Source organism: Klebsiella michiganensis (assembly GCF_015139575.1).
Classification (GTDB): Bacteria; Pseudomonadota; Gammaproteobacteria; order Enterobacterales; family Enterobacteriaceae; genus Klebsiella; species Klebsiella michiganensis.
Genome location: NZ_AP022547.1, coordinates 2,597,357 through 2,613,462 on the forward strand (window position 1 = coordinate 2,597,357; position 16,106 = coordinate 2,613,462).

The 16,106-nt window shown below is 55.5% G+C and carries 17 protein-coding genes and 3 tRNA genes; 7 read left to right on the forward strand and 13 right to left on the reverse strand.

Going from position 1 to position 16,106, the window contains the following annotated elements; translation table 11 throughout:
* Positions 1–289 precede the first annotated feature (289 nt).
* From JLG71_RS12195 to mdtK, 4 genes are all read right to left on the reverse strand, one after another.
* Positions 290–366 (reverse strand) — tRNA-Val (locus tag JLG71_RS12195).
* Positions 367–370: 4 nt separating this feature from the next.
* Positions 371–447 (reverse strand) — tRNA-Val (locus JLG71_RS12200).
* 4 nt (positions 448–451) lie between these two features.
* A tRNA-Val gene (locus JLG71_RS12205) sits at positions 452–528 on the reverse strand.
* Positions 529–738: 210 nt separating this feature from the next.
* Positions 739–2,112 carry an MdtK family multidrug efflux MATE transporter gene (gene mdtK / locus JLG71_RS12210; protein WP_014229610.1) on the reverse strand — a complete coding sequence of 458 codons (1,374 nt, stop codon included), beginning with the start codon at positions 2,110–2,112 and terminating at the stop codon, positions 739–741.
* A 229-nt stretch (positions 2,113–2,341) separates the two neighbouring features.
* Between mdtK and JLG71_RS12215 the strand changes: the two genes are divergently transcribed.
* Positions 2,342–2,977, forward strand: a complete 636-nt coding sequence (locus JLG71_RS12215) for a riboflavin synthase (RefSeq protein WP_025105841.1) — start codon at positions 2,342–2,344, stop codon at positions 2,975–2,977.
* A gap of 29 nt (positions 2,978–3,006) precedes the next feature.
* Here JLG71_RS12215 and cfa read toward each other — a convergent pair whose 3' ends face one another.
* Both cfa and punC read right to left on the reverse strand, forming a co-directional pair.
* The gene (gene cfa, locus JLG71_RS12220) at positions 3,007–4,155 is read right to left on the reverse strand and encodes a cyclopropane fatty acyl phospholipid synthase (RefSeq protein ID WP_014838673.1); all 1,149 of its coding nucleotides are present in this window, start codon (positions 4,153–4,155) and stop codon (positions 3,007–3,009) included.
* Positions 4,156–4,453: 298 nt separating this feature from the next.
* On the reverse strand, positions 4,454–5,638 hold the full coding sequence (punC, locus tag JLG71_RS12225; protein WP_025105838.1) for a purine nucleoside transporter PunC: 1,185 nt from the start codon (positions 5,636–5,638) through the stop codon (positions 4,454–4,456).
* Between the two features lie 112 nt (positions 5,639–5,750).
* Here punC and punR point away from each other — a divergent pair, with 112 nt between their 5' ends.
* Positions 5,751–6,662, forward strand: a complete 912-nt coding sequence (punR, locus tag JLG71_RS12230; protein ID WP_200914249.1) for a DNA-binding transcriptional activator PunR — start codon at positions 5,751–5,753, stop codon at positions 6,660–6,662.
* A gap of 18 nt (positions 6,663–6,680) precedes the next feature.
* On the opposite strand, the gene purR is transcribed toward punR, so the two are convergent.
* Positions 6,681–7,706: an HTH-type transcriptional repressor PurR gene (purR, locus tag JLG71_RS12235; protein WP_004851481.1), complete on the reverse strand. Its 1,026-nt coding sequence runs from the start codon at positions 7,704–7,706 to the stop codon at positions 6,681–6,683.
* 296 nt (positions 7,707–8,002) lie between these two features.
* On the opposite strand from purR, the gene cydH reads away from it, so the two are divergent.
* Positions 8,003–8,092: a cytochrome bd-I oxidase subunit CydH gene (gene cydH, locus JLG71_RS12240; RefSeq protein ID WP_049082851.1), complete on the forward strand. Its 90-nt coding sequence runs from the start codon at positions 8,003–8,005 to the stop codon at positions 8,090–8,092.
* A gap of 164 nt (positions 8,093–8,256) precedes the next feature.
* Positions 8,257–9,423 (forward strand): MFS transporter, encoded by a 1,167-nt coding sequence (locus JLG71_RS12245; protein WP_004851479.1) that lies wholly within the window; start codon positions 8,257–8,259, stop codon positions 9,421–9,423.
* A gap of 56 nt (positions 9,424–9,479) precedes the next feature.
* Here JLG71_RS12245 and sodB read toward each other — a convergent pair whose 3' ends face one another.
* Together sodB and JLG71_RS12255 are read right to left on the reverse strand one after the other, a co-directional pair.
* Positions 9,480–10,061 carry a superoxide dismutase [Fe] gene (gene sodB / locus JLG71_RS12250; RefSeq protein WP_004851476.1) on the reverse strand — a complete coding sequence of 194 codons (582 nt, stop codon included), beginning with the start codon at positions 10,059–10,061 and terminating at the stop codon, positions 9,480–9,482.
* Between the two features lie 124 nt (positions 10,062–10,185).
* Entirely contained in the window at positions 10,186–11,040 is an 855-nt protein-coding gene (locus JLG71_RS12255) for a C40 family peptidase (RefSeq protein ID WP_025105837.1), read from the reverse strand.
* Positions 11,041–11,379: 339 nt separating this feature from the next.
* Between JLG71_RS12255 and grxD the strand changes: the two genes are divergently transcribed.
* Positions 11,380–11,727, forward strand: coding sequence for a monothiol glutaredoxin 4 (gene grxD, locus JLG71_RS12260; RefSeq protein ID WP_004102692.1), 348 nt, complete (start codon positions 11,380–11,382; stop codon positions 11,725–11,727).
* 51 nt (positions 11,728–11,778) lie between these two features.
* Here the strand turns inward: grxD and rnt are convergent, their stop codons facing one another.
* From rnt to JLG71_RS12280, 4 genes are all read right to left on the reverse strand, one after another.
* Positions 11,779–12,423, reverse strand: coding sequence for a ribonuclease T (rnt, locus tag JLG71_RS12265; protein WP_004851472.1), 645 nt, complete (start codon positions 12,421–12,423; stop codon positions 11,779–11,781).
* 106 nt (positions 12,424–12,529) lie between these two features.
* Positions 12,530–12,937 (reverse strand): lactoylglutathione lyase, encoded by a 408-nt coding sequence (gene gloA, locus JLG71_RS12270; RefSeq protein ID WP_004119471.1) that lies wholly within the window; start codon positions 12,935–12,937, stop codon positions 12,530–12,532.
* A 79-nt stretch (positions 12,938–13,016) separates the two neighbouring features.
* Positions 13,017–14,114, reverse strand: a complete 1,098-nt coding sequence (gene nemA, locus JLG71_RS12275; RefSeq protein WP_004851469.1) for an alkene reductase — start codon at positions 14,112–14,114, stop codon at positions 13,017–13,019.
* A 53-nt stretch (positions 14,115–14,167) separates the two neighbouring features.
* Positions 14,168–14,767 carry a TetR/AcrR family transcriptional regulator gene (locus tag JLG71_RS12280; protein ID WP_014229601.1) on the reverse strand — a complete coding sequence of 200 codons (600 nt, stop codon included), beginning with the start codon at positions 14,765–14,767 and terminating at the stop codon, positions 14,168–14,170.
* 121 nt (positions 14,768–14,888) lie between these two features.
* Here JLG71_RS12280 and JLG71_RS12285 point away from each other — a divergent pair, with 121 nt between their 5' ends.
* The gene (locus JLG71_RS12285; RefSeq protein WP_162140793.1) at positions 14,889–15,149 is read left to right on the forward strand and encodes a DUF1289 domain-containing protein; all 261 of its coding nucleotides are present in this window, start codon (positions 14,889–14,891) and stop codon (positions 15,147–15,149) included.
* A 48-nt stretch (positions 15,150–15,197) separates the two neighbouring features.
* Positions 15,198–16,094 (forward strand): aldo/keto reductase, encoded by an 897-nt coding sequence (locus tag JLG71_RS12290; RefSeq protein WP_200914250.1) that lies wholly within the window; start codon positions 15,198–15,200, stop codon positions 16,092–16,094.
* The last annotated feature ends 12 nt before the right edge of the window (positions 16,095–16,106 follow it).

The following is a 16,106-nucleotide window of genomic DNA, read 5'->3' on the forward strand; positions in this document are numbered from 1 at the left end:
CGTTTCGCTTGTTTTTAATGAATGTCAGCATAACGGGTTATGATCTAACGAAAGATTTTTATTCGCGAGGGAATATCGGCGGGGCCGCTGCGTTAATAAATGCAGCGTAGACGCGGCGCAGGGCTTTACGTCTCTTTACATAAGCGCGGGAAATAAGTTGTCGGAATGGTGAAAGATATTAAGGACACGACCGGGAAAAATCAGAAAATAGCGTATCGCCAGTGCTGAAAGTAATTTTCGGATATTTCAATGCGGGAGATAAAAGGCACCAGATCACGAGGCTGTGAAATGGTGCGTCCGAGTGGACTCGAACCACCGACCCCCACCATGTCAAGGTGGTGCTCTAACCAACTGAGCTACGGACGCATTATGGTGCGTTTAATTGGACTCGAACCAACGACCCCCACCATGTCAAGGTGGTGCTCTAACCAACTGAGCTATAAACGCATTATGGTGCGTTCAATTGGACTCGAACCAACGACCCCCACCATGTCAAGGTGGTGCTCTAACCAACTGAGCTATGAACGCAATGTTGCAGTGGCAACGGGGACGCATATTAGCGGGAGGGAGGGGTTGTGGCAAGAGGCAAACGTCACTTTTCTTCCAGATTTCTCACGATCGCAGAAGTTTTATCCATATTGGTTATATTTTACTGATGCAAAAGAATATTTCTTCACCAGCTTGAGAAAACGGCGCTGAATCAGCGCCGTTGGATAGCGACTTCTCTTCCGTGACGGGCTAGCGCGCCGCGCGTTGTAAAATGACGCTGGAAGGCTGACGCTGCAGGAAACGCATGCGCAGCATCATCATTACGGCGGCGGAGGTGAGGCCAATAATAAAGCCGCACCAGAACCCGGCGGGGCCCATGCGCGGTACCACGATATCGGTCAGCGCCAGCAGGTAGCCGCTCGGCAGTCCCAATACCCAGTAGGCGGTAAAGGTGATAAAGAAGATGGAACGCGTGTCTTTGTAGCCGCGCAGAATCCCGCTGCCGATCACCTGAATGGAGTCGGAAATCTGGTAGATCGCCGCCAGCAGCATCAGCTGGGACGCGAGGGTAACCACCTCGGGATTATCGTTATACAGCAGCGCGATTTGCTTGCGCATCAGAATGGTGAAAACCGCCGTGAAAACGGCCATGCACACCCCGACGCCGACGCCGGTTCTGGCTGAGGTCTGGGCCTCCAGCGTGGAACCCTGCCCGAGACGGAAACCGACGCGAATGGTCACCGCTGCCGCCAGCGAGAGCGGTAAGACGAACATCAGCGAGCTGAAGTTGAGGGCTATCTGATGCCCGGCGACGTCAACGATCCCCAACGGCGAAACCAGCAGCGCCACGACGGCGAAGAGCGTCACTTCGAAAAACAGCGCGAGCGCAATCGGCAGGCCCAGCTGTACCAGACGCTGAATGACGGCGAAATCCGGTTTGCTGAAGCGCTCTGTGTGATGAATATCGCGCATCGAACGCGCGCGGCGCACCCAGAAGAGCATGCTGAAAAACATAACCCAGTAAACCGATGCCGTCGCCACGCCGCAGCCGATACCGCCGAGCTCCGGCATACCAAAGTGGCCGTAGATAAAAATGTAGTTCACCGGAATGTTGACCAGCAGACCGATAAATCCCATTACCATACCCGGCTTGGTTTTCGCCAGTCCTTCACACTGGTTGCGAGCGACCTGAAAGAACAGATAGCCGGGCGCGCCCCACAGCAGCGCCCGCAGGTAGCCGACCGCCTTCTCTGCCATCGCCGGGTCGATGTTATGCATTGAGCTGATAATGTAACCGGCGTTCCACAGCACAACCATCACCAGCAGGGAGACGAAGCCAGCCAGCCAGAACCCCTGGCGTACCTGGTGAGCGATACGCTCGCGACGGCCGGAACCATTCAGTTGGGCAATAACGGGCGTCAGGGCCAGCAGCAGGCCGTGGCCAAAGAGGATCGCCGGTAGCCAGATAGAGGTGCCGATGGCGACGGCCGCCATGTCGGTGGCGCTATAGCCACCCGCCATCACGGTATCGACGAAGCCCATGGCGGTTTGCGCCACCTGGGCGAGTATAACGGGTATAGCCAGTGCTAATAACTGACGCGCTTCAATAAAATACTTCTGCACGTAAACACCTTTATATTGTTGTTATTGGAGGACTAAAAAAGCCGCCATATGTGGCAGCAAGAAGAAAAGCAGAGGGATTTGCCAGACTATTGTAGCGAGGATTAGCCATTTAGCCAGTGAAAAAATTCCACTGCACGTTGTGCGCTGGCAACCTGTTTTGCCACCTGTTATTGTTCGTCATAGCCTAAAACGGTACTGATACCGTCACGAATTTATACAGGAGCAAAATATGTTTACCGGTATTGTGCAGGGGACCGCCAAAGTGGTGGCGATCGATGAAAAACCTAACTTTCGCACCCACATCGTGGAGCTGCCTGAGCATATGCTGGCGGGGCTCGAAACCGGGGCTTCCGTGGCGCACAACGGCTGCTGCTTGACCGTCACCCATATAGACGGCGCGCGAGTGAGTTTTGACCTGATGAAAGAGACCCTGCGTATAACTAATCTGGGCGAGGTTGGCGAGGGCGACAGCGTTAACGTTGAGCGCGCGGCGAAATTCAGCGATGAAATTGGCGGTCACCTGATGTCCGGCCATATTATGACCACCGCGGAAGTAGTGAAAATTCTCACCTCGGAAAATAACCGCCAGATCTGGTTTAAGGTTCAGGACCCGACGTTGATGAAATATATCCTCTATAAAGGCTATATCGGCGTAGATGGGATTAGCCTCACCGTCGGTGAAGTGACGCCAACCCGCTTTTGCGTTCATTTAATTCCGGAAACGCTGCAGCGCACCACGCTTGGGGTGAAAAAGCTGGGCGATCGGGTGAATATTGAAATCGATCCGCAGACTCAGGCGGTCATCGATACCGTCGAGCGCGTGCTGGCGGCGAAAGAGGCGGCACTGAAAACGGCGGCCGAGTAAAAAATATCCCCGCCGATGCGGGGATATTTTTAGCGGGCCACGCGCAGGCCGTGTTCGGCCCCGCGAGAAAAAACCACCTGCCAGAGCTGAATATCGCGCGCGCGGAAAGCGCCAGCGCAGGCATTCAGATAATAGCTAAACATACGTTTGAAGCGTTCCGAGTAGTTGTCGGCGATTTCCGGCCAACTGGCGAGGAAGCGCTCATACCAGGCCATCAGCGTCGTGTCGTAGTCGGCACCAAAATTATGCCAGTCTTCCATAACGAAATGCGATTCGCTGGCTTCGGCAATATGGCGCACCGACGGCAGGCAGCCGTTAGGGAAGATATATTTGTTAATCCACGGGTCAACGCTATGATCGGTTTTTTTCGAACCGATGGTATGCAGCAGGAAACGACCGTCGGGTTTCAGATTACGATCGACCACATCAAAATAGGTGGCGTAATTTTTAGGCCCGACATGTTCGAACATGCCGACGGAAACAATACGATCGAAGCTTTCGTGCAGGTCGCGATAGTCCTGGAGCAGGATGGTAACGTCGAGGTCCGCGCAGCGCTGCTGCGCCATTTTCTGCTGCTCTGCCGAGATGGTCACGCCAACCACGCTGACCTGGTAATGTTTGGCCATGTAGTAAGCCAGCCCGCCCCAGCCGCAGCCGATATCGAGTACCCGCATCCCTGGCTCAAGCTCAAGTTTACGGCAGATCAGATCTAATTTTGCCTGCTGCGCGTCATCGAGAGTCTGCGCGTCTTTCCAGTAAGCGCAAGAGTACTGCATATAAGGGTCAAGCATGCGGCTGAACAGATCGTTACCTAAATCGTAATGCTCTTTACCGACAATCCAGGATCGTTTTTTACTTTGCAGATTGAATAAGCGTGCGCTGGCGATACGCAAGGTATCTTTGAAATGATGGGGAAGCTGATTTTCCAGACCGGCGCGTAAAACTTTATGGAAAAATATATCCAGCCGCTCACAATCCCACCAGCCGTCCATATAGCTCTCGCCTAACCCCAGCGACCCTTCCTGTAAAACGCGCTTAAAAAAGAGAGGGTTTTTAATTCGCAGGTCGGAGGGAGCAGGACCATTAATTTCAATGCCCGCACGGCCTAATAATTCAGCTGCAATTCGGTACCAGTCATCATTTGGTACACTTACTTCTTCTATACACGATGAACTCATAGCTTCTCCATCACGCCCAAGTGATCAGAACCTTAAAACAGCGTAGACGCTTTTTTGGCTTTGTGAGAAATCTCACGGATAATCCGTGAGGCTGCTATCCGACGTAGAACAGAGGAAGGGAGGTAACCCTTGCCGAAAGGCCTTCCATGGTGAAACGGGATGCATCCTGCTCCCGTTAAAATCAATTAGTTTTCTATTTATGTGACGCCGGATCCAGTATAGGCCGCTAAAAACAGGCTTTCAACAAAAATATCTTAGCAAGCTAATTACTGGATCTTATCACTATCAGCACATTACCTTAAGCATGTGACGATTTTGTTGCCAGATGCGCGGCTTTGTGCTGCATGCGGTAGCCCATCCCGGCCAGCACGATGGAGACCAGCATCACGCTGGTGGTCGTTTGCAGCGGGGTGGCAATCAGCGTCGAGACCAGCAGGCTGGTAAGGAAACAGAGGCCAAGCTGCAGGGTGTTTTGCAGCGCAGCGGCGCGGCCGGTCGCCTGCGGGAATGGCTTCAGGGCCTGCGCGACGACGATAGGGTAAATACCGCCATTTACCACCGCCATGGCGCAGAACGGAATCATCAAACCAACGAGCGTGGCGTTTTCCCGCAGGCCTACCAGCCAGGTGGCGGCGACGCTGAGGGCGAAAATCGCCAGCAGCCAGGGCAGAATTTGCTGGCCCTGCCATTTTTGCAGCGCCGCGCGGCAGCCATAACCGCCCACCAGAAACGCGATAGTTTGCGGAACGTAGCTCAGGCCGATAACGGTCGGGCCATAGCCCATTTCATGAAGAATAAACGGCGACCCCGTCAGCCAGGCAAAAAAGCTGGCGGAACAGGCGGCGTAGATGAGCACGTTACCGCTATACTCGCGCGAGCGCAGCAGGGTGAGAAACGTGAGCTTCTGCTGGGCGCTGGCAACCGGTTTGTTCGCTGGCTTCAGGCGCAGGGCGGGCAGCATCAGCAGCAGGGTAATCGCGAACAGCACGGCAAAAATAGCCTGCCATTCAAAATGGACCAGCAGCCAGCTGCCGAGCAGCGGTGCCAGCGCCGGCGATAAACCGACCAGCGGCATAATGGCGGCGAAAATCCGGTTGGTTCTTTGCGCTGGATAATAATCGGTGACCATCGCCTGCCAGGTCACCGCGGCGGCGCAAACCCCCAGGGCCTGAATAAATCGCAGCGCGAGCATCAGGTTGGCATCGCGAACCCACAGCATCCCCAGACAGCCGATAGCAAAAATGGCCAGCCCGCTCAACAGCACCGGTTTGCGGCCATAGCGATCGGAAAGGGGTCCCCAGAAAAGCTGGCCCAGCGCAAAGCCTGCCAGAAACAGGCTCAGGCTGGCGCTGACGGAGGCCGCAGAAGTGTTCAAATCTTGTTGCATGGCGGCGAAAGCCGGAAGATACATATCGGTCGCCAGAAAGCCCAGTACGCTGAGTCCTGCCAGCCAGACTAAAAATCCTTTCCCAGGTTGTTGCATCATCTTCTCTTTTTATTGTTGCAGGTACGATGGCGCAGAGTGTAGGGAGTGCATTAAGGCTTGTGAAACGCTAATATTTGTCAGGTGAATTCAAAAATTTTGCAGGCAGAAAATGTGGTCCGAATACTCGCTTGAAGTTGTCGATGCTGTCGCCCGTAACGGCAGCTTTAGCTCCGCAGCACAGGAACTGCACCGCGTACCCTCGGCCGTCAGCTATACCGTGCGTCAGCTGGAGGAGTGGCTGGCGGTACCGCTGTTCGAACGCCGTCATCGTGATGTGGAATTAACGCCGGCCGGCGTCTGGTTTTTACAGGAGGGGCGTTCTGTTATCAAAAAAATGCAGATCACCCGCCAGCAGTGCCAGCAGATAGCCAACGGCTGGCGCGGGCAGCTCTCTATTGCGGTGGATAATATCGTTAAACCCACGCGCATGCGGCAGATGATCGTTGATTTCTATCGTCATTTTGATGACGTCGAACTGATTGTTTTTCAGGAGGTGTTTAACGGCGTCTGGGATGCGCTCGCCGACGGTCGCGTGGAGCTGGCCATCGGCGCGACGCGCTCAATTCCGGTAGGGGGCCGCTACGCCTTTCGCGATATGGGAATGCTGAGCTGGGACTGCGTCGTCGCGAGCCACCATCCGCTGGCCAAAATGGCCGGGCCTCTGAGCGATGACGTCCTGCGCAACTGGCCGTCGCTGGTCAGGGAGGATACCTCGCGCTCGCTGCCGAAGCGGACCACCTGGCTGCTGGATAACCAGAAGAGGGTGGTGGTGCCGGACTGGGATGCCTCAGAAACCTGTCTCTCCGCCGGACTGTGCGTCGGTATGGTTCCCGGGCATTTAGCGCGCCCGTGGCTTGATAGCGGCGCATGGACGACGCTGGAGCTGGAGAACCCCTTCCCGGACGCCGCATGCTGCCTGACGTGGCAGCAAAGCGATGCCTCGCCGGCGCTGCTATGGCTGCTGGATTACCTTGGCGATAGCGAAACGCTAAACCGGGAGTGGCTGCGGGCGCCGGAATGACCGACGCCGCGGGAAAGGTTAACGGCGATAATCAACAAACGGGCCGTCGGCCACGGAACGGCGCTCGACCAGGCGAGGGTGGACTTCAATCGACTGCGAGATTTCACGCTTATTAACGATGCGGTCCAGCAGCATGTTAAACGCCGCTTCGCCAAGAGAGTCTTTAGGCTGATGAATGGTGGTCAGCGCCGGGCTAAAGTAGCGGGCGTTGCGCACGTTATCATAACCGATCAGCGAAATATCCTGCGGCACGCGCAGACCCATTTCATCCGCCGCGCAGATGGCGCCCATCGCCATAATATCCCCGCCGCAGAAGATGGCCGTTGGGCGAGGGTGCTGGCCGAGAATCTGCTGCATGGCGCGGTAGCCGGATTCCGGCTCAAAATCGCCCTGCACAATCCAGTTTTCCGGAACGCTAATCTGCGCCTCTTCCATCGCTTTCATAAAACCTGCCAGCCGGCCTGCGCCGGTGTTACGCTCCAGCGGGCCGGGGATCACGCCGATATCGCGATGCCCGCGTTCAATAAGGTAGCGCCCGGCGATATAGCCGCCTTCAAAGGCGTTATCGACAACCGAGTCGGTGAAGTCGGCTTTTGCCTCGCCCCAGTCCATCACTACCATCGGAATATGACGATACTCTTCCAGCATGCTTAACACCGACTCCGGATACTCGGAGCACATCACCAGCAGGCCGTCTACGCGTTTCTGCGCCATCATTGACAGATAGGCGCGCTGTTTCTCAGGGTCGTTCCACGCGTTGCCGAGGATCAGGGTGTAGCCCTTCTGGAAGCAGCTCTTCTCGACGGCTTCGATAATCTCAGCGAAATAGGCCGCTTCGCTGCTGGTTGCCAGCAGACCAATAGATTTGGTGTGATTGACCTTCAGGCTGCGGGCAACGGCGCTGGGGGAGTAATGCAGTTCTTTTATTGCCGCCCACACCGCATTGCGCGTCTCTTCCGCAACGAATCGGGTTTTGTTAATCACATGTGACACTGTTGTAGTGGAAACGTTTGCGCGCTTCGCTACATCTTTAATAGTTGCCATTACTTCTCACTCCAGACCTTGACCTGATCGTCTGTTTATCGGTACGTAAACGTTTGCCTGTACACACCCTGGCGCCAAAATTGAGCATGGCATCACGTCGGGAAAACGACACAGAACGACAGGAAGGGGTCAATGGCCGATACGCTTTCAAATTAGCGTGGGATTTTGTCCGATCTTGGGGCAAAGGGGAAGAGCAAAAATGTGCATCACTCTAAATCTCGGAAGATTTTTACGCTATTCTGTGTAAAAATGAGCAAGCTCACTTTTCATGTGGGGATAATCAGGGGGAAAAATTGATGGATACAAATTTAAAGTTTTCGCTGACGACGACGATTATTGTTCTTGGTTTGATTGTTGCCGCAGGTTTGACCGCCGTACTGCACTAATTATGCGATAAGGGAGGGGCCGCTCTCCCTTTCTCTCCGCCATTATTATCATTTTCGCAAAAATCTTTTGCCATTTCGTTCACTTTTGTTTTTCTGTGATTGATGTCATGCTTTTGACTTCTGATGAGATGCCGTCGCGGAAGGCGGCCTGATGGAGTCCCTGCATGAAAATCAATTTTCCCCTGCTCGCGCTGGCGATCGGTGCCTTTGGTATCGGCACAACCGAGTTCTCCCCGATGGGGCTATTACCGGTTATCGCTAAAGGCGTGGACGTTTCGATTCCGGCGGCGGGAATGCTGATTAGCGCCTATGCCATCGGCGTGATGGTCGGCGCGCCGCTGATGACTCTGCTGCTCTCCCACCGCGCGCGCAGAAATGCGCTGATCTTTCTGATGGCGATTTTTACCCTCGGTAACGTACTCTCTTCCATTGCTCCGGATTACACCACGCTGCTGCTGTCGCGCATTATTACCAGCCTTAACCACGGCGCCTTCTTCGGCCTGGGTTCAGTGGTGGCGGCGAGCGTTGTGCCAAAACACAAACAGGCCAGCGCCGTGGCGACGATGTTTATGGGGCTGACGATAGCGAATATCGGCGGCGTTCCCGCGGCGACCTGGCTGGGCGAAACCATCGGCTGGCGGATGTCGTTTCTTGCCACGGCGGGGCTGGGCGTGATTGCGATTATCGGTCTGTGGTTTTCTCTACCGAAGGGCAGCGCCGGCGAGCGCCCTGACGTCAAGCAGGAGCTCTCCGTGCTGATGCGTCCGCAGGTGCTGTCGGCGCTGCTGACGACGGTACTGGGGGCAGGGGCGATGTTCACGCTTTATACCTATATTTCTCCCGTTTTGCATACCATCACCCACGCCTCTCCGCTGTTTGTGACCGCCATGCTGGTGCTGATTGGCGTCGGCTTCTCGCTGGGTAACTACCTTGGCGGTAAGTTTGCCGACCGTTCCGTTAGCGGGACGCTGAAGGGCTTTCTGCTGCTGCTGATGGTTATCATGCTGGCGATCCCGCTGCTGGCGCAATCGCAGGTGGGCGCGGCAATCAGTATGGTGGTCTGGGGCGCGGCGACCTTTGCGGTGGTGCCGCCTTTGCAGATGCGCGTGATGCGCGTCGCCCACGAAGCGCCGGGGCTGTCATCATCGGTCAATATTGGGGCTTTTAACCTCGGAAACGCGCTGGGCGCGGCGGCGGGCGGCGCGGTGATCTCTGGCGGCCTGGGCTATGCCTTTGTCCCGGTGATGGGGGCGATTATCGCAGGCGTGGCGCTACTGCTGGTGCTGTTCAGCGGCCGGGCGCAGCCGGAAGAGGCGTTCGCCAACCGTTAATATTGCGTGAAGTCATACAATAACCGCAGAAGCTGCAAGGCTTCTGCGGTTTGCTTTTATGCAGCCAGATTAGCAGCAACAAACTTCCAGTTTACCAGCGCCCAGAAGTGCTCCAGATAGTTCGGACGGGCGTTACGGTAGTCGATGTAATAAGCGTGTTCCCAGACATCCACGGTCAGCAGCGGAGTTGCGTCGCTGGTCAGCGGCGTACCGGCGTTGCTGGTGGAGACAATAGCCAGGCTACCGTCGGCGTTTTTCACCAGCCAGGTCCAGCCTGCGCCGAAGTTTTTTACCGCTGCGTCGGTGAATTTGGCTTTGAAATCAGCGAAGCTGCCGAAGGACTTAGCAATAGCCGCCGCCAGTTCGCCTTGCGGTTCGCCGCCGGCGTTCGGCGCGAGGCAGTTCCAGTAGAAGGTGTGGTTCCAGACCTGAGCTGCGTTGTTAAAAACGCCGCCATCGGAAGAACGCACGATCTCTTCCAGGGTTTTGCCTTCAAACGGGGTGCCTTTGATTAGGTTATTCAGGTTGGTGACGTAGGCCTGGTGGTGTTTACCGTAGTGGTATTCCAGGGTTTCTGCGGAAATGTGCGGCGCCAGGGCGTCTTTTGCATATGGTAATGCAGGTAATTCGAACGACATTGCTACTCTCCTTTTTATAGTTTGCCTGCGTAATAACCATGTATTACGCAGGGTAATAATAGTAGCAAATTAAAAGATGTGGCAAAAGAGAGAGTTACCCTGCCGCCGCAGCGACAAGGCACAATTAGCGAATGGTTTTCGGCGTCATGACGCGACGCGCGCCAACGTAGTGGCGTACCCAGTAATCGTCGCTTAATGAGGTGATCTGAATATCGCGGCCGGTACGCGGAGACTGGATAAATTTGCCGTTGCCAACGTAAACCCCGACGTGATCGGCAGTGCCGCGCCCGCGGGTGCGGAAGAAGACGAGATCCCCGCTTTGCAGCTCGCCGCGATCCACCGGACGGGCGTCGCGCAGGTGATACATCTCATTGGCGGTGCGCGGAATGTGAATTTTAACCAGGTCCTTATAGGCGTAATAGACCAGACCGCTACAATCAAACCCGGTACGCGGAGAGGTGCCGCCCCAGCGATAGGGTTTGCCAATCTGATCCATCAGCTTGGACATGGCGGTGCTTTGCGCCTTTTGTACCCGAGCTTTATGCGCGTCGGCGATGGTCAGCTGCGGCTCGTCGGCAACCGGTTTGCAGCGGGTTTTATAGCCTTTACGCACCACGCACTTTTTCTGCACGCTTGCGGTTGCCAGCTTGCTTTCCGCTATCGACCTTGTCGAGCTGGCGCACAGTTTTTTATAGCCTTTGCGCAGAACGCATTTTTTTGTGGCGCTGGCAGTCTGGCGTGACGCGGTTGATTTGCTGCGGCTGGCGGTCGACGTTTTCTTGCTGGGGGTTTTGGCGGTGGTTTTACTTTTAGAACTGGCTGCTTTTTTCTTACGCTCTGCGGTCGTGCCCTTGGCCGGATGCGCTTTTGGCGTGGCCGAAGCGTGCGTATGCCCGGAAGCATGCGCCAGCGGCGTAAGTGAAATAGATGTGAAAAGTAATGCACAGAGCGAAATCGCGATTTTGTTAAGACGCGCCACTGAGCAATCCCCTGATTAAATTACAGACATATACAGATGCCTGACGATGAATGACAAACCGCATCGATTCTAAAGCATAAAATCGTGGAGAGTTACTACTCTTTTGTATCTAACGTCTCGTTTGGTTAACATTTGCAAAAAAATGCTTCCGTCAGCGGTACCCGCGCGTGAAAAACGCGCAACGCGTTGCCGCGTATAGCAATAAAATGATATTTTTAAGGCAACTTATGCCGACAGAAGATAAAATGTGGCAAGTGAAAAAAATGTTATTATCGGTCCTGCGCCCAGGGCGCTACAATGACAAATTACTGCCGTAAAGAAGTTTAAGGAAGCACGACAATGAGCACGACTTTAGAAAAAATCCAACGTCAAATCGCTGAAAACCCGATCCTGCTGTACATGAAAGGGTCGCCGAAGCTGCCAAGCTGCGGTTTCTCCGCTCAGGCCGTTCAGGCGCTCTCCGCCTGTGGCGAACGTTTTGCCTACGTCGATATCCTGCAAAATCCGGACATCCGCGCAGAGCTGCCGAAATACGCTAACTGGCCGACCTTCCCGCAGCTGTGGGTTGACGGTGAACTGGTCGGCGGCTGTGACATCGTGATTGAAATGTATCAGCGCGGCGAACTGCAGCAGTTGATCAAAGAAACGGCCGCGAAGTACAAGACTGACGAACCGAAAGCAGAGTAATTCGGCTGCCAATAAAAAAGCGACTTCCGGTGAAGTCGCTTTTTTTATCGCTTACTCTTCGGCCATGGGTAATGGCCAGCCGCCAAGGCGCTTCCAGCGGTTGACGATTTCGCAGAACAGTTGGGCGGTTTGCTGGGTATCGTAAAGCGCCGAGTGTGCCTGGGTACCATCAAATGCCATTCCCGCGGCAATGCAGGCTTTCGACAGCACCGTTTGACCCAGCGCCAGGCCGCTCAGAGCCGCGGTATCGAAGGTCACGAACGGATGAAAGGGGTTACGTTTCAGGCCAGCCCGCTCTGCCGCCGCCATGGTAAAGCTGTGATCGAAGGTGGCGTTATGCGCGACCATAATCGCGCGGCTGCAGTCGCTCTCTTTCATTCCCTTGCGGACCATTTTAAAAATCGCGTGCAGCGCATCGTATTCGCTCACCGCGCCGCGCTCGGGATCGTTAGGGTTAATACCGTTAAAAGCCAGCGCTTCGGGCTGCAGGTTGGCGCCTTCAAAAGGCTCAACATGAAAATGCAGCGTTTCGTCCGGCATCAGCCAGCCTTCCTCATCCATTTTCAACGTAATAGCGGCGATCTCCAGCAGGGCGTCGGTTTTGGCATTAAACCCGGCGGTTTCAACATCGATTACCACAGGATAAAAACCGCGAAAACGGTCGCACAGACCATTAAGTTGAACGTTCTCGGACATCAGATTCTCTTAGCTGGAAAAAAGTAGCGCGCATTATGGCAAATTTTGCCGCGGCTTGCAGCAGGAAGGGGATAAAACAGCAGGCACCGCGGGTGCCCGCAGCCGATTAGTTGCCGAGGCCTTTTCCGGCGTCTTTCTCTTCAATCAGTTCAATTTTATAGCCATCCGGATCTTCGACGAAGGCGATGACGGTGGTGCCGCCTTTGACCGGGCCGGCTTCACGGGTCACGTTGCCGCCGTTCTGGCGGATACGCTCGCAGGCTTCGGCCGCGTTTTCAACGCTGAGCGCGATATGGCCATAAGCGCTGCCGAGATCGTACTTATCAACGCCCCAGTTATAGGTCAGCTCAATCACGGCGGTATCGCTCTCTTCGCCGTAACCCACGAATGCCAGCGAGTATTTATACTCAGTGTTTTCGCTGGTGCGCAGCAGTTTCATGCCCAGCACGTTGGTGTAAAACTCAATAGAACGTTGCAGGTCGCCAACGCGCAGCATGGTGTGAAGTAAGCGCATAATGTCCCCTATGCAGTTTATTTTGATACATCAGAGCGTTGAGTATAGCGGCGATAACCCGCCGCTATCAATGGAGGGATTACAGGGTAGGGTAATCGGTATAACCTTCCGCGCCGCCGCCGTAGAAGCTTTCCGGACGCTGCGGATTCAGCGCGGCCTTCTTCTGCAGGCGCGCGACCAGATCCGGGTTGGCAATATAGTCGCGACCGAAGGCCACGGCATCGATCAGGCCTTTACCGATCAGATCGTTTGCCTTTTCCACCGTGTAGGCGCCAGCGCCGATAATAGCGCCCGGGAAGCGGTCGCGGACTTTCTGACGGAATTCATCGCTGTACGGTTGGCCGCCAGCCCAGTCCGGCTCGGACATATGCAGGTAAGCAATACCGCGTTTGGCCAGCGCTTCGATGAGATAGAGCGCGTCGGCTTCTTCATTCGGGCCATTATCGACGTTCTGGAAGCTGCCGATAGGCGAGACGCGAATCCCGATACGGTCGGCGCTCCACTCTTTACTCGCCGCATCAACCACTTCCAGCACCAGGCGAGCGCGATTTTCCACGCTGCCGCCGTACTGGTCAGTACGATGGTTGGAAGAAGGGGAAAGGAATTGGTGCAGCAGGTAGCCGTGGGCGGAGTGCAGTTCGACAAGGTCAAAGCCGGCATCGCGGGCGTTGCCTACCGCCTGGCGGAAATCATCAACGATCCCCGGGATCTCGGCGGTTTCGAGCGCGCGCGGCATCGAGGTGTCTACGCGAATAGCGTGGCCGTTTTCATCACGCAGCGAGGTACGGGTGCCCGCACTAATGGCCGATGGCGCAACCGGCGCGGCGCCACCCGGCTGAATGCTGCTGTGGGAAATGCGCCCGGTGTGCCACAGCTGAACGGCAATACGCCCGTTTTCGGCGTGTACGCCGGCGGTGATTTTTTTCCAAGCGGCAATCTGCTCCGGGCTGTGCAGGCCCGGTGCGCCCGCGTAGCCTTTAGCCTGAGCGGAGATCTGGGTGGCTTCGGAAATAATCAGACCTGAGCTGGCACGCTGGCGGTAGTATTCGCCCATCAGCGGGGTAGGAATATCGCCCGGTTCAATGCTGCGCAGACGCGTCAGCGGAGCCATAAACACGCGATTCGGTACGGTTACCGCACCCACTTTCAATGGGGTAAACAACTTTGATTCTGACATAATGACTCCTGAGTAGACCGGTCGTCTTGAAACGGGGTAAATAAAAACGCCTGTTAAACGGCAGGCGCAGCAATAATACGTTTGGCGTGGGCAAGGGCGCTTTCCAGCGGCGTTGCGCTACGCGTAATTTTAGCCTGCAGATTCGCCCCCAGCCACAGGGAGTAAAGCACCTGCGAGAGCGTTAAGGCGTCGCCGTCAAACGCAAGGCTGCCCTCCTGACGGCCTTTCTCCAGCGCATCGCCGAGGAGAACGATGATCTGGCTGGCGCCTTTATCCATCGCGGTGCGCATATCTTCCGACAGATCGCAGACCTCTGCCGACAGCTTCACCGTCAGACAGCCGCTGATGATGCCCTGCTGGCAAAACTGCGTCAGCGTATGCTGATAGTAGGCCAGGAGGCGGTCGCGATAGTTCCCCTCGCCGTGGTCAAAATGATCGACCAGGCGCTGAAGATATCCGGCGTAGTGATGGTCGAGCAGCGCAACGCCAAAGGCTTCTTTAGAGCGAAAATAGTGATAGAAAGAGCCTTTCGGCACCTCCGCTGTTTTCAGCAGTTCGCTCAGACCCATACCGGTAAACCCCCGATGCATGCAGAGCTGCTCGCCGGTGGCCAGGATATGTTCGCGGGTGTTACATTCACTGTGCTTGTTCATGGCGCTCACTGTAATAGACCGATTGGTCTAATGCAAGTCATAATTAAAAATGCCGCCTGGCGCAGAGGCTGATGAACAAAATTTGCGTACGGCGGATGAAACGTCTTCAATAAAGAAAGAGATGAGCGGCAGGAGAGGCGAAGTGGCTGAACAACTGGAATTCTTCCCGGTACAGAGTCCGTGCCGGGGGATTTGTCAGTCTGATGAACGCGGCTACTGTCGGGGGTGTATGCGTAGCCGCGACGAGCGTTTCAACTGGCAGAAAATGAGCGATGCGCAAAAGCAGGATGTTTTGCGTCTGTGCCGTCAGCGGCTACTGCGCAAATTACGCGCAGCTAAGCAGGATAGTGCGGAAGAACCGCAGCAACCCTCACTGTTTTAAGCCTAAAATTGCGTATACTCAGGGCACTTTTTTATTGAGGAAGCTGTTATGGTTCAGCGTATTGCTATGGCTCCGCAGGGGCCGGAATTCTCTCGTTTTGTGATGGGCTACTGGCGTCTGATGGACTGGAATATGTCCGCTCAGGCGCTGGTGGGCTTTGTTGAGCAACACCTGGATCTGGGCATTACCACCATCGATCATGCCGATATTTACGGTGACTATCGCTGCGAGGCGGCGTTTGGCGAAGCGCTAAAGCTGGCGCCGCATCTGCGCAGCAGGATGGAAATTGTCACCAAGTGCGGGATTGCCACGAAAGCGCGGGCGGAAAACACCATCGGCCACTATATTACCGACCGCGACCATATTGTTCTCAGCGCGGAGCAGTCGCTGCGTAACCTTGCCACCGACCATATTGACCTGCTGCTGATTCATCGTCCGGACCCGCTGATGGATGCGGATGAAGTGGCGGAAGCCTTCCTGGCCCTTCACCATAGCGGCAAGGTTCGTCACTTCGGCGTATCGAACTTTACCCCCGCCCAGTTTACCCTGCTGCAGTCGCGCCTGCCGTTTACCCTGGCGACCAACCAGGTGGAAATTTCTCCGGTTCATCAGCCGCTGCTGCTTGACGGTACGCTGGATCAGCTTCAGCAGCTGCGTATTCGCCCGATGGCCTGGTCCTGCCTCGGCGGCGGTCGTTTGTTTAACGACGACAGCTTCCAGCCGCTGCGCGATGAGCTGGCGCGCGTTGCTCAGGAGCTGACTGCGGAGAGCATTGAGCAGGTGGTGTATGCCTGGATCCTGCGCCTGCCGTCGCAGCCGTTGCCGATTATTGGCTCAGGGAAAATAGAGCGTGTGCGTTCCGCGGTGGTGGCCGAAAAGCTGAAGATGTCCCGCCAGCAGTGGTTCCGTATCCGCAAAGCGGCGTTAGGTTACGACGTTCCGTAAACCCCATCACCT